The sequence below is a fragment of the Planktotalea sp. genome (assembly GCF_050633725.1).
In the GTDB taxonomy this organism is placed as follows: domain Bacteria; phylum Pseudomonadota; class Alphaproteobacteria; order Rhodobacterales; family Rhodobacteraceae; genus Planktotalea.
In genome coordinates, this window is sequence record NZ_JBOEHB010000008.1 from 87,060 (window position 1) to 99,695 (window position 12,636).

The window sequence follows — 12,636 nt, forward strand, 5'->3', positions numbered from 1 at the left end:
AAATTATTGCATCAATTCGCTGCAACCTTGCAACTTCGAGCGAGGCTCTCTGCAATGCGGCAACATCCAATGCAGGTGCAGAAAATTCACTTGCACTGCACCTCGCAACGAAATAACCCTGAACGCAATCAAAACGTAATTTAATTACTCGAAAGGTCTCCCATGAGCTTCCGCCTTCAACCCACTCCCGTCTCACGCCCGAACCGCTGCCAATTGTTTGGCCCCGGCTCAAACACCAAACTGTTTGCGAAGATGGCTGCAAGCGCTGCGGACGTTATCAATCTTGACCTAGAAGACAGCGTTGCGCCAACCGATAAAGACATTGCGCGTGCCAACGTGATTGCTGCGATTTCCGACATTGATTGGGGCAACAAGACTCTGTCCGTGCGTATCAATAGCCTCGACACACCTTACTGGTATCGCGATGTGGTTGATCTGCTCGAACAGGCGGGCGACCGCCTCGATCAAATCATGATCCCAAAAGTGGGCTGCGCCGAAGACGTTTATGCGGTGGACGCACTGGTCACAGCGATTGAAACTGCGAAGGGTCGCAGCAAGAAGATTTCCTTTGAGGTGATCATCGAAAGCGCTGCGGGCATCGCCCATGTTGAAGAAATTGCGGCGTCATCACCACGCTTGCAAGCGATGAGCCTTGGCGCTGCAGATTTCGCCGCCTCAATGGGCATGGCGACAACAGGCATCGGCGGCACGCAAGAAAACTACTACATGTACCGCGATGGCGACAAACACTGGTCCGATCCTTGGCATTGGGCGCAAGCCGCGATCGTCGCCGCGTGCCGCACGCACGGCGTTCTTCCGGTTGATGGCCCGTTTGGCGATTTCTCGGATGACGAAGGCTACATCGCGCAGGCCAAACGCTCTGCGACGCTGGGCATGGTCGGCAAATGGGCAATCCACCCAAAACAAATCGCGCTCGCGAATGAGGTGTTCACACCTTCCGAAGAAGCCGTCGCCGAAGCACGTGAAATTCTTGCCGCAATGGAAACCGCCAAAGCAAACGGCGAAGGCGCGACTGTCTACAAAGGCCGTTTGGTCGACATCGCGTCCATCAAGCAAGCGGAAGTTATCGTGCGTCAATCCGAGATGATCGCAGGTTAATCCCTTTTCCTCTTCAAGATCGCTTATCAGGGCCGGACGAAAGTCTGGCCCTTTTGCGTTCCAGCGCTTTTCATCAGCGCCTGCAATCGCTTGCCTTGGATCAACTTGTCTGTTCAATCTGCGCCACGCGACAAAAGCAAAGTAGAGCATGAGCAATATCGACATTCAGCACCTGCAAACGTGGCAAGGGCGCAGCGAAGAACACACAGACCTCATTTCCGCGTTCCCCTCAAACGCGCTGTCTGCAACGCTGGATCGCAGCGATGCGCCCTATCAGATCAACGATCCGCTCCCGCCGCTCTGGCATTGGCTGCACTTCCTGCCATTGCACAAACTTAAGGACAGCGGCTACGACGGCCATGCGGCGCTTGGCACGTTCTTGCCCCCTGTTCCCCTACCCCGCCGCATGTGGGCAGGCAGCCGCCTGAAGTTCCTTGCCCCCATGAGGATAGGGAAAAACTTGCGCAAACGCTCTGAGGTGACGCGCGTGTCGCATAAAGCAGGGCGCAGCGGGGATTTGGTGTTTGTTACCCTACAACACGACATTTGGGATGATCACACCCATTGCCTCAGTGAAGAACATGACATCGTCTATCGCGATTTACCAACGCCCCAAAGCCGCGCAAAAGCGCCGCCGACCGCTCCTGAGCGCAGCACATTTCAACGCCTCATCACACCTGATCCCGTCCTTTTGTTCCGCTATTCCGCCCTAACATTTAACGGCCATCGCATTCACTACGATCACCCATTTTGTGTCGAAAAAGAGGGCTATGAGGGCTTGGTCGTTCACGGCCCTTTGCTCGCTACTCTGATGCTTGATCTTATTCGCCGCGAGTTGCCCAGCGCCGTTATAAACACCTTCGAATTCCGCGCGATTGCACCGATATTCGACACACATCCCTTTTCCACCCACGCCACCATAAACACAGATGGAACCGTTAGCCTTTGGGTGCGCCGCCATGATGGCGCGTTGGCGATGGACGGCACTGCAACGATTGGACCCCAGCATGACTGACGCTTACGCAGACATTCGCGATGCGGTGCGCGCGCTGTGCGCTGAATTCCCGCCCGAATACCATCGCAAGATTGATGCAGAGCGCGGGTATCCAGAGGCCTTCGTAGATGCACTGACCAAAGCAGGTTGGATGGCAGCATTGATCCCAGAGCAATACGGCGGATCAGGACTTGGCCTGACCGAGGCCAGCGTCATCATGGAAGAAATCAATCGCGCAGGCGGGAATTCAGGCGCATGTCATGGCCAGATGTATAACATGGGCACCCTACTGCGCCACGGATCACAGGCGCAAAAAGCCAAGTATCTACCCCAGATTGCTGCTGGTGAATTAAGGCTGCAAAGCATGGGCGTGACCGAACCAACAACAGGCACAGACACGACCAAGATCAAAACCAAAGCTGAAAAACGCGGCGATAAATATGTGATCAACGGGCAGAAGGTCTGGATTTCGCGCGTTCAACACTCTGACCTGATGATCCTACTGGCCCGCACGACGCCACTCTCCGAGGTCACTAAGAAATCGCGCGGCATGTCGATCTTTATCGTCGATTTACGCGATGCGATTGGCAACGGCCTTTCGGTGAAACCGATTCCGAATATGGTCAATCACGAAACCAACGAATTGTTCTTTGATAACCTGGAAATTCCCGCTGAAAACCTGATTGGCGAAGAAGGCATGGGGTTCAAATACATTCTAGACGGGTTGAACGCGGAACGTGCGTTGATTGCCGCCGAATGTATCGGGGATGGATATTGGTTCACAGAAAAGGTGACCGAATACGCCAAAAATCGCGAAGTTTTCGGGCGCCCCATCGGACAAAACCAAGGCGTGCAGTTTCCTATCGCAGAAGCCCACATTGAAATCGAAGCGGCCAATCTGATGCGCTTTGAGGCGTGCCGCCTTTATGACTCAGGCCAGCCCTGCGGCGCGCAGGCGAATATGGCGAAATATCTTGCGGCAAAAGCCAGTTGGGAAGCTGCCAACGCATGTATTCAATTTCATGGCGGGTTTGGCTTTGCCAATGAATACGACGTCGAGCGCAAGTTCCGCGAAACGCGACTTTACCAAGTTGCGCCAATCTCGACCAACCTGATCCTATCCTACGTTGCCGAGCATATCCTTGGCCTGCCGAGGTCGTTTTAACATGCTGCCATTAGAAGGGATCACCGTCATCGCGCTTGAGCACGCTGTCGCTGCGCCGTTTGCAACGCGTCAACTGGCTGACCTTGGCGCGCGGGTGATCAAGATCGAGCGCCCCGGAACCGGTGACTTCGCGCGTGTTTACGACACCCGCGCTCGCGGCATGTCCTCGCATTTTGTGTGGACCAATCGCTCCAAGGAAAGCCTGACGCTTGATCTGAAATCACCTGCGGGCAAAGACATTCTTGGCAAACTCATTGCGCAGGCCGATGTGCTTGTCCAAAACCTCGCGCCCGGCGCAGCGGACCGCATGGGACTTGGCTTTGAAACGCTCCACTCGGACCACCCCAAACTGATCCTGTGCAATATCTCTGGCTATGGCCCTGATGGCCCAGAAACCGATCGCAAGGCCTATGATCTTTTGGTGCAAGCCGAAGCTGGTTTTCTGTCGATCACAGGAACCGAAACGCATCCGAGCAAAGCAGGTGTCTCCGTTGGTGATATCGCGGCAGGTATGTATGCCTACAGCAATATCCTCGCTGCGCTTTTGCAACGCGGGAAGACGGGCAAAGGCGTGGAAATCAACATCTCGATGCTCGAAGCCCTTGCTGAATGGATTGGCTATCCGATGTATTACGCCACCGATGGCGCAACGCCGCCTGCGCGCGCGGGCGCAGCGCACGCTACGATCTTCCCCTATGGACCGTTCATGGCGGGAGATGGAAAAGAGGTCATGCTGGGCCTTCAGAACGAGCGCGAATGGGCGATTTTTTGTACCGACATCCTGCAAGCGCCAGCGTTGCAAAATGATCCGCGTTTTGAAAGCAATCACGCGCGCGCAGCGCATAAGCTGGACCTGACCGCGATCATCATAAAGGCGTTTTCTGAATGGAGCGCCGAGCAAGTGGTTGAAAGGCTCAGCGCAGTAGGAATCGCAAACGCGCGCATGAACGATATGGCCGGCCTTTGGGCACACCCCCAACTTGAGGCACGCGCGCGTTGGCGCAACGTGCAATCGCCCGTGGGCTCTATCCCGGCGTTGCTTCCGCCCGGCGGTTTAGGCAATGCGGAACCGCGCATGGACCCTATCCCGGGAATTGGCCAGCACAGCCGCGAAATTCTAACGCAATTAGGTCTGGACAAGTCCGAGATTGATGCGCTTTCTGAGCAAAGAGTGATCTAGATCGAAAAGGACGAGGTATTGGCAAAGCTTAAAGTCACTGTTGCCGAAATGGTCGCAAACGCCCGCCGCGAAATTCAGGAAATCGAAACGCCTGATCTTATCGCGATGCTAAATGATCCCGATGTGGTCATCGTTGACATTCGCGATGTGCGAGAGCGCCAGCGCAGTGGCTTCATCCCGAACAGCTTTCACGCACCGCGCGGGATGATCGAATTTTGGGTCGATCCCGACAGCCCGTATTTCAAACCGATCTTTGGAGAGAACAAGAAATTTGTCTTTCATTGCGCTTCTGGTTGGCGCTCGGCTTTGACCTGCCAAACTTTGAATGCAATGGGCTTTGAATCGGCGCATTTGCGCGAAGGATTTTCGACTTGGGAAGCCCAAGGCGGTCCCGTGGAGCATAAAAATTGAGCGCGCCCTCCCAATCCAGCTACGATGTCGTCATCATCGGCGGCGCGATGATGGGATCGTCCGCAGCTTGGTTTCTCACTGAAAACCCCGATTTTGATGGCTCTGTTTTGGTTGTTGAAATGGACAGCAGCTACGCCAATTGTTCAACGGCACACACCAATTCTTGCATGCGTCAGCAGTTTTCGAATGAACTGAACGTGCGTATTTCGCAATTCGCCGCCGATTTCGTAAAGAACCTACGCAGCAATATGGGCGGCGATACGCGCGTCCCTGAGTTGGACATTCAGAATTACGGCTACATGTACCTCGCCGACAACGAGGGTTTCGCAAATACGCTGCGCGAGAACCAAGCGGTTCAGCTAGCAGCAGGCGCGGAAACCCAGCTTTTGACCGCTGATGAGATCAAAGCGCGCTATCCGTTTTACAACGTCGATGATGTTCTGCTCGGGTCAATCAATCTAAAGGACGAAGGCTATTGGGACGGCGGCACGGTCTTTGACTGGTGGAGACGTTCGGCCAAAGATCGCGGCGTTGAGTATGTCACGAACCGCGTCGTCGCGATGGACGTGACAGATAGCAAAGTCACCTCTGTTACGCTTGAAAGCGGCGACGTCATTGCTTGTAGACAGGTTGTGAATGCCTCTGGTCCGCGCGGCGCGCTTACGGCGAAAATGGCGGGAATTGAACTGCCCGTCGAGCCGCGCAAACGCTTTACGTGGATTTTCAGCGCTGAGTATCCGCTCGATCAAGAACTGCCGCTGACGATTGATCCCTCTGGCGTGCATTTCCGTCAGGACGGACCCACCACATACCTTGCTGGCGCGCCGCCCGAACTTGAAGATGACATTGCCGTTGATCCAAACGATTTCGCGATGGATCATGGCCGTTGGCAGAACCATGTTTGGCCAATTATCGCCACACGCATCCCTCAGTTCGACGCGCTTAAAGTGGTCAGCGAATGGGCGGGACACTACGCCTATAATACGCTTGATCAAAACGCTGTACTTGGCCCGCACCCTGAGATCGAAAATTTCATTTTCCTCAACGGGTTTTCAGGACACGGCCTACAGCAAAGCCCTGCAATGGGACGCGCTGTTGCCGAGTGGATCACCTATGGCGAATATCGCGCGCTTGATATGTCTCCCTTTGGATTTGAGCGGATTGCCAAAGGGCAAGCCTTTGAAGAGAAAGCGATCATCTAGCGGTGCGTGAAACCACGCACCCTACGGCGCAACATCAAGTAAGGCGCGTGTCCTTCTGGCAGCGCCGCGAAGACAAGGATCACGTAGATGTTGAATAAACTCGTGCTTACAGGCGCTGCAGGTCGGCTAGGCTCAAGCCTAAGAGAACCGCTTGCAAAACTATGCAAGGAATTGGTTTCAACCGATATCGTTCCAATACAGGGCCCGCTCTTGGACAGCGAGCGCTTCATCCAAGCGAATTTGAACGATCTCGCCGCCATCGAAGAACTTACCAAAGGGGCCGATATGATCGTCCACTTTGGCGCGATTGGGGATGAAACCGAATTCGATGCAATCCTGCAATCCAACATCATTGGAGTTTACAATATCTGGGAGGCGGCACATCGAAACGGCATTCGCAGGGTCGTCTACGCCTCTTCTATCCATGCGGTCGGCATGTATCCTAAGACGGAATTTATCGACACAAACGTGCAACACCGTCCTGACACCTATTATGGGTTGGCCAAGTGTTTTGCTGAAGATCTCGCCCGCATGGTTTGGGAAAAACGCGGCATCGAAGCCGTATGTCTGCGCATTCTAAGCTGTTCCAAAGTAAACAATACCCGTTCACTGGGGTCTTGGCTAAGCTATGATGATTTACACCAGCTCGTACGACGCGCAATCGAAACGCCAATTACAGGTTTCACAGTCGTTTATGGCGTATCCAACAATGACCGTGTGCCGGTTGATAACTCTCAAGCCGCATTTCTGGGCTATCGTCCAAAGGACAATGCCGAACAGTTTGCACCCGAGATCCTTGCGAACGCACAGCCCTCAGACCCAAGCGACGCGGGGCAAATGTGTCACGGCGGTGCTTTTGCATCCGTTGCGCTTGGCCACAGTGGGAATGCCGGAATGACAATCGAAGACGAACGCGCGTAAACCTCTGCAATGCGGCAATGCATACAACGGTATACTATGGACGACTCATCCTTGATCAACTAAGCACACCTCAAATCAAGCACTGATTATAACAAGAGGTTTCTATGTCTGATCAAAGCACGCCCGATATCATCTACACAAAGGTTGATGAAGCACCCGAACTCGCTTCGGCTTCTTTTCTGCCGATTATCCAAAAGTTCGCAGCAGCAGCAGGCGTCAGCGTTGGCACGAAAGATATCTCGCTTGCAGGTCGCATCCTCGCGACTTTCCCTGAGCACCTTAGCGCAGAGCAGCAGCAGTCCGACGATCTGGCCGAGCTTGGCAAACTGGTGAAAACGCCAGAAGCCAACGTGATCAAGCTGCCAAACATCTCCGCGTCTGTGCCGCAGTTGGTTGCAGCCGTAAGCGAGCTTCAGTCCCAAGGTTTCGCGCTTCCTGATTACCCAGAAGCACCTGCGAGCGACGAAGAAAAAGCAATCCGCGCAAAGTATGATGCGATCAAGGGCTCCGCTGTGAACCCCGTCTTGCGCGAAGGCAACTCTGACCGCCGCGCCGCGAAAGCCGTGAAAAGCTACGCGCAGAACAACCCACACCGCATGGGCAAGTGGACAAGCGATAGCAAAACACGCGTTTCCGCAATGAATGGCGGCGATTTCTTCTCTAACGAGACATCCGCGACGCTCGCAGCTGAGACAGGCGCGAAAATCGTTCTGGAAACAGCCGACGGCGAGACAGTTCTCAAAGAGGGTCTGAGCTACCCTGCTGGCACCGTCGTTGACGCGACATTCATGTCTGCAGCCGCGCTTGATGCCTTCCTCGCAGCAGAGATCGAAAGCACAAAAGCCGACGGCACGCTCTTCTCGCTGCACATGAAAGCAACGATGATGAAGGTCTCCGACCCGATCATCTTCGGCCACGCGGTCAAAGCCTTCCTCGCACCTGTCTTTGAAGCACACGGCGATCAAATGGCAGAACTTGGCGTGAACCCGAACTCTGGCTTGGGCGACCTTCTTGAGCGCGTTAAAGACCAGCCAGCGATCATGGCCGCGATTGAGGCCTGCATGGCTGAGCGCCCACCGATGTATATGGTTGATAGCGACAAAGGCATCACCAACCTGCACGTGCCATCCGACGTGATCATCGACGCCTCTATGCCAGCGCTGATCCGCGCGGGCGGTAAAGGCTGGGGTCCAGACGGTAAGGAAGGCGATTCCAACTGCGTCATCCCTGACAACTCCTACGCGCCCGTCTATGACGAGAGCATTAAGTTCTTCAAAGAAAACGGCGCGCTGAACCCTGCAACTGCAGGCACAGTGCAAAACATCGGCCTGATGGCGCAAAAGGCGGAAGAGTACGGCTCACACCCGACGACCTTCGAAATGCCTTCCGCTGGTACGGTCAAAATGATCCTCGACGATGGCACGGTTCTTCATCAGCACGCTGTTGAAGCAAACGACATCTGGCGCTCTGCATCTGCGCGTAAAGCGCCGATTGAAGACTGGGTGAACCTCGCGATTGATCGCCAAAAGGCCGAAGGCTGCCGCGCGATCTTCTGGCTCGATGCGAACCGCTCTCACGATGCTCAATTGATCGCTTACGTAAAGCCGATCCTTGAAGCCAAAGGCGTTGCTGACAAGTTCGAGATCATGGCACCGCGCGAAGCGACACGCGCCTCCCTCGAGACGATCACAGAAGGCAAGAACACAATCGCCATCACAGGCAATGTTCTACGCGACTACCTCACTGATCTGTTCCCGATCCTTGAGCTGGCGACATCTGCGAAGATGCTCTCCATCGTAAAGCTGATGAACGGTGGCGGTCTGTTTGAGACGGGCGCTGGTGGTTCTGCACCCAAGCACGTTCAGCAGCTGATGGAAGAAAACCACCTGCGTTGGGACAGCCTCGGCGAGTTCTGCGCGCTTGGTGAAAGCCTTCAGTTCCTTGCAGACGCACGTTCCAACGAAAAGGCGCGCGTTCTGGGCCAAGCGGTAGACGCCGCAACGCAAGGCATCCTGGACGACAACCGCTCCCCGTCCCGCAAAGTTGGCGAGCCTGACAACCGCGACAGCCACTACTGGTTTGCACGCTACTGGGCAGAAGCCCTTGCCGCGCAAAACAGCGATGCAGACCTCGCAGCCTACTTTGCACCTATCGCAAAAGGCCTGTCCGAGGGCGAAGAAGCCATTCTATCAGAGCTCGCAGCGGCGCAAGGCCCAAGCGTTGATCTTGGTGGCTACTACCACGGCGACGCGGCGAAAACCGCTGCTGTCATGCGCCCATCCGCGACGCTAAACGCGATCATCGGTTAAACAAACAAAAGGCGCGCGCAAATTTCCGCGCGCGCCTTATACTTCTTTGGTCCCTAAATATCTCGGGGGAGTCTCAGCTTGCTGAGACGGGGGCAGCGCCCCCAAACCCAAATTGACGTTAGGACCAGCCCTTTCTCCCCTCGCCTTTCCAGTCAAGCTTTGCCAAATTGCACATCTGGGAGACGACAATGACCAAAACCCGCGAACAGATTGCCTTGATTGGTGCAGGCCCAATGGGACTTGCCGCCGCCAAAATCATGGCCGAGCTTGATCTGCCCTTCCAAGGGTTTGAGTTACATTCAGATGTCGGCGGCCTCTGGGACATCGATGCACCCCGCTCAACCATGTACGATAGCGCGCATCTGATCTCTTCCAAACGCATGACCGAGTTTACCGATTTTCCAATGCGCGAGGACGTGGCCGAATACCCCTCGCATCACGAAATGAAGCAATACTTTCGCGATTTCGCGGCTCATTTTGATCTCTACCAACGCTATCACTTCAACAGCGAAGTCCTAAGCTGTGCTCCATGCGGTGAAACTGGCGAGGGCTGGCGGATCACTTGGCGCGACGCAGAGGGCGAGCATGACGCTGTTTTCGCAGGTGTTATGATCGCCAATGGCACCCTAAGCACGCCAAATATGCCGACCTTCAAAGGCGAATTTACAGGCGAGCTGATCCACGCTGCCGAGTACCGCGCAGCCACGCAATTCGCAGGAAAACGCACTTTGATTGTCGGAGCGGGCAACTCTGGTTGCGATATCGCGGTCGATGCGATCCATCATGCCGCGAGTTGCGATCTCTCCATGCGGCGCGGCTATTACTTTGTTCCCAAATACGTCTTTGGCAGGCCCGCAGACACGCTAGGCGGCGCGATCAAACTGCCGATGTGGCTCAAGCGCCCGATAGATCAAACCATTCTCAAATGGTTCACGGGCGATCCACAAAAATACGGCTTTCCCAAACCTGACTATAAGCTCTATGAGAGCCACCCGGTGGTAAATTCCCTCGTGCTTTATCACGCAGGCCACGGTGATTTGATGATCAAACCTGACATCGACAGATTCGATGGGCAGACCGTGCATTTCACCGACGGAACCAGCGCCGAGTACGATATGATCCTCGCCGCGACGGGCTATACGCTCGACTACCCTTTCATCGACAATACCTTGTTAAACTGGCAAGGCGATGCACCGCATCTTTTTCTTAATGCGATGCACCCCAACCGCGATGATCTCTTCGTGCTCGGAATGATCGAAGCCAGCGGACTGGGCTGGCAAGGACGCCACGAGCAGGCCGAAATGATCGTGCGCTACATTAAGGCTCTTAAACGAGACCACACCGGCGCACGCGCGTTGCAAGCTGAAAAAGCAGGCGACTTCAAACGCGCGACAGGCAAAATGGCCTATCTCAAACTTGCGCGCATGGCCTATTACGTAGACAAAGCTACCTATCGCAACGCCGTTGGGAATTGGATCAAGACATTGAAAAAGACTGACAGATGATCGACGACGTAGCTTTGAGTTTCAGCCCAAATTCGATCCTTGTGCTAAACGCAGTGCTCGCAATCGTCATGTTCTCGATTGCGATTGATTTGCTACCTCGCGATTTCAAAGCCATCGCGCGCGCGCCAAAGCCCTTGATCGTCGGGCTATGTTCGCAATTCATTCTTTTGCCTGCGCTCACGTTTCTGCTTGTTATCGTCACATCCCCTCCACCAAGCGTCGCCTTGGGTTTGATCCTCGTGGCAGCTTGCCCGGGCGGGAACATTTCCAACTTCATCACGCACCGCGCGGGCGGCAACTCGGCGCTTTCGGTGTCTTTGACCGCTTTTGCAACTGTCGGCGCAATCTTTCTGACCCCGATCAACATCGCGTTTTGGGGCAGCCTTTACGCGCCCACGCGCGCCATTTTGCAAGCTACTGAAATTGATCCCGTCTCTGTCGCGATCACCGTTGGTTTCATGCTGATCCTGCCGCTTTTGCTCGGTGTTTGGCTCAACGCGACAAAGCCCGAAATCACAGCAAAGATGCGCAAGCCGTTGCAGTGGCTCTCCATGATCATTTTCGTTGCCTTTGTCCTTGGGGCAATCGGGGCAAATTGGGCAAACTTCACCCAAATCGCCGGCGTCGTCGCGTCACTGGTGATCGCACATAATCTGCTCGCGCTTTCAGGCGGTTACGCGTTGGCAACGCTCACAAGAGTATCGCCCTTTGATCGACGCGCCATAACAATCGAAACTGGCATTCAAAACTCTGGCCTTGGCCTTGTCCTGATCTTCGGCTTCTTCGGCGGACTTGGAGGCATGGCTGTTATTGCTGGCCTTTGGGCGGTTTGGCATGCGCTATCGGGGATCGCTCTGGCCAGTGTTATGTCACGCACGAAAGCCGCACAATGAGCCGCATTCTGATAACAGGCGCAGCAGGGATGATTGGGCGCGCATTGATCGAAGAACTAGCGCGCGATCCCGCCCATGAGATCATCGCGAGCGATCTTTCAAATCAAACTCTGCCACCCGATTTAAACTTTAGGATTCTCGACGTCACAGGCGAAGACGCCGACATCGTTATCGAAGACCTCAAGCCAGATGTCGTGGTGCATCTCGCCTCAATCGTGACGCCCCCAGACGGGATGAGCCGCGCTGCCGCCCATGCTGTCGATGTGCAAGGCTCGCGCAATGTCCTTGATGCCTGCCTTAAGCATGGCGTTAAGCGGCTTGTCGTGACCAGTTCAGGTGCCGCTTATGGGTATCATGCAGACAACCCCGCTATGCTGGTGGAAAGCGATCCCTGTAGGGGCAACCCCGAATTCCCCTATGCAGATCACAAGCGCCAAGTCGAAGAGATGCTGGCCCAAGCGCGCAAGGATGCGCCCGACCTAGAACAAGTCGTTCTGCGCGTCGGAACAGTTCTTGGCGCAGGCACAGAAAACCAAATCACCGCGCTGTTTCACAAACCACGCCTTTTGGCAGTGAAAGGCAGCGACAGCCCCTTCGTTTTCATCTGGACCCGCGATTTGGCCCGCATTCTGAAACGCGCAGCCACTGATGGACCTGTTGGAATTTATAACGTTGCTGGCGATGGCGCTTTAGGTGTCACGGCCCTTGCGCAGAAACTGGGGAAACCGATCTTGCGCTTACCAGCGTTTGCACTCAAAGCTGCGCTTTTTGTAGCGAAACCACTGGGCCTGTCTCGTTATGGCCCAGAGCAAGTACGCTTTTTGCAATATCGCCCTGTCTTGGCCAACGACGCGTTGAAGTCCCAATTTGGTTACACGCCAGAGAAAACATCACAAGAGGTGTTTGAGCACTGGCAAGCGAGCGTCGGTCTCTAACC

11 protein-coding genes are annotated in these 12,636 nt (G+C 54.9%); all 11 read left to right on the forward strand.

Features of this window, described 5'->3' with window-relative positions; genetic code table 11:
• Window positions 1-162 precede the first annotated feature (162 nt).
• Complete coding sequence (locus tag ACRBCU_RS08950; RefSeq protein ID WP_431365038.1) at window positions 163-1,119, forward strand: L-malyl-CoA/beta-methylmalyl-CoA lyase; 957 nt, start codon at window positions 163-165, stop codon at window positions 1,117-1,119.
• A 148-nt stretch (window positions 1,120-1,267) separates the two neighbouring features.
• Window positions 1,268-2,134 carry an FAS1-like dehydratase domain-containing protein gene (locus tag ACRBCU_RS08955; RefSeq protein ID WP_431365039.1) on the forward strand — a complete coding sequence of 289 codons (867 nt, stop codon included), beginning with the start codon at window positions 1,268-1,270 and terminating at the stop codon, window positions 2,132-2,134.
• On the forward strand, window positions 2,127-3,278 hold the full coding sequence (locus ACRBCU_RS08960) for an acyl-CoA dehydrogenase family protein (protein WP_431365040.1): 1,152 nt from the start codon (window positions 2,127-2,129) through the stop codon (window positions 3,276-3,278). Before ACRBCU_RS08955 ends, ACRBCU_RS08960 begins: the two co-directional genes overlap by 8 nt.
• A gap of 1 nt (window position 3,279) precedes the next feature.
• Complete coding sequence (locus ACRBCU_RS08965; protein WP_431365041.1) at window positions 3,280-4,458, forward strand: CaiB/BaiF CoA transferase family protein; 1,179 nt, start codon at window positions 3,280-3,282, stop codon at window positions 4,456-4,458.
• Between the two features lie 18 nt (window positions 4,459-4,476).
• The gene (locus ACRBCU_RS08970) at window positions 4,477-4,869 is read left to right on the forward strand and encodes a rhodanese-like domain-containing protein (RefSeq protein ID WP_431365042.1); all 393 of its coding nucleotides are present in this window, start codon (window positions 4,477-4,479) and stop codon (window positions 4,867-4,869) included.
• Entirely contained in the window at window positions 4,866-6,071 is a 1,206-nt protein-coding gene (locus tag ACRBCU_RS08975; protein WP_431365043.1) for an NAD(P)/FAD-dependent oxidoreductase, read from the forward strand. The genes ACRBCU_RS08970 and ACRBCU_RS08975 overlap by 4 nt, the downstream gene beginning before the upstream one ends.
• Window positions 6,072-6,158: 87 nt before the next feature.
• Window positions 6,159-6,992 carry an NAD-dependent epimerase/dehydratase family protein gene (locus tag ACRBCU_RS08980; RefSeq protein WP_431365044.1) on the forward strand — a complete coding sequence of 278 codons (834 nt, stop codon included), beginning with the start codon at window positions 6,159-6,161 and terminating at the stop codon, window positions 6,990-6,992.
• A gap of 104 nt (window positions 6,993-7,096) precedes the next feature.
• Window positions 7,097-9,301 carry an NADP-dependent isocitrate dehydrogenase gene (locus ACRBCU_RS08985; protein ID WP_431365045.1) on the forward strand — a complete coding sequence of 735 codons (2,205 nt, stop codon included), beginning with the start codon at window positions 7,097-7,099 and terminating at the stop codon, window positions 9,299-9,301.
• A 188-nt stretch (window positions 9,302-9,489) separates the two neighbouring features.
• Window positions 9,490-10,806 carry a flavin-containing monooxygenase gene (locus tag ACRBCU_RS08990; RefSeq protein WP_431365046.1) on the forward strand — a complete coding sequence of 439 codons (1,317 nt, stop codon included), beginning with the start codon at window positions 9,490-9,492 and terminating at the stop codon, window positions 10,804-10,806.
• Window positions 10,803-11,699, forward strand: a complete 897-nt coding sequence (locus tag ACRBCU_RS08995) for a bile acid:sodium symporter family protein (RefSeq protein WP_431365047.1) — start codon at window positions 10,803-10,805, stop codon at window positions 11,697-11,699. The genes ACRBCU_RS08990 and ACRBCU_RS08995 overlap by 4 nt, the downstream gene beginning before the upstream one ends.
• Window positions 11,696-12,634 carry an SDR family oxidoreductase gene (locus tag ACRBCU_RS09000; RefSeq protein ID WP_431365048.1) on the forward strand — a complete coding sequence of 313 codons (939 nt, stop codon included), beginning with the start codon at window positions 11,696-11,698 and terminating at the stop codon, window positions 12,632-12,634. The genes ACRBCU_RS08995 and ACRBCU_RS09000 overlap by 4 nt, the downstream gene beginning before the upstream one ends.
• Window positions 12,635-12,636: the final 2 nt, after the last annotated feature.

Excerpts from the sequence above, each read along its gene's own strand:
- ACRBCU_RS08965 (WP_431365041.1), top strand. The coding sequence starts at position 3,280 with ATGCTGCCATTAGAAGGGATCACCGTCATCGCGCTTGAGCACGCTGTC.
- ACRBCU_RS08980 (WP_431365044.1), top strand. The coding sequence starts at position 6,159 with ATGTTGAATAAACTCGTGCTTACAGGCGCTGCAGGTCGGCTAGGCTCA.
- ACRBCU_RS08955 (WP_431365039.1), top strand. The coding sequence starts at position 1,268 with ATGAGCAATATCGACATTCAGCACCTGCAAACGTGGCAAGGGCGCAGC.
- ACRBCU_RS08990 (WP_431365046.1), top strand. The coding sequence starts at position 9,490 with ATGACCAAAACCCGCGAACAGATTGCCTTGATTGGTGCAGGCCCAATG.
- ACRBCU_RS08985 (WP_431365045.1), top strand. The coding sequence starts at position 7,097 with ATGTCTGATCAAAGCACGCCCGATATCATCTACACAAAGGTTGATGAA.
- ACRBCU_RS08960 (WP_431365040.1), top strand. The coding sequence starts at position 2,127 with ATGACTGACGCTTACGCAGACATTCGCGATGCGGTGCGCGCGCTGTGC.
- ACRBCU_RS09000 (WP_431365048.1), top strand. The coding sequence starts at position 11,696 with ATGAGCCGCATTCTGATAACAGGCGCAGCAGGGATGATTGGGCGCGCA.
- ACRBCU_RS08950 (WP_431365038.1), top strand. The coding sequence starts at position 163 with ATGAGCTTCCGCCTTCAACCCACTCCCGTCTCACGCCCGAACCGCTGC.
- ACRBCU_RS08995 (WP_431365047.1), top strand. The coding sequence starts at position 10,803 with ATGATCGACGACGTAGCTTTGAGTTTCAGCCCAAATTCGATCCTTGTG.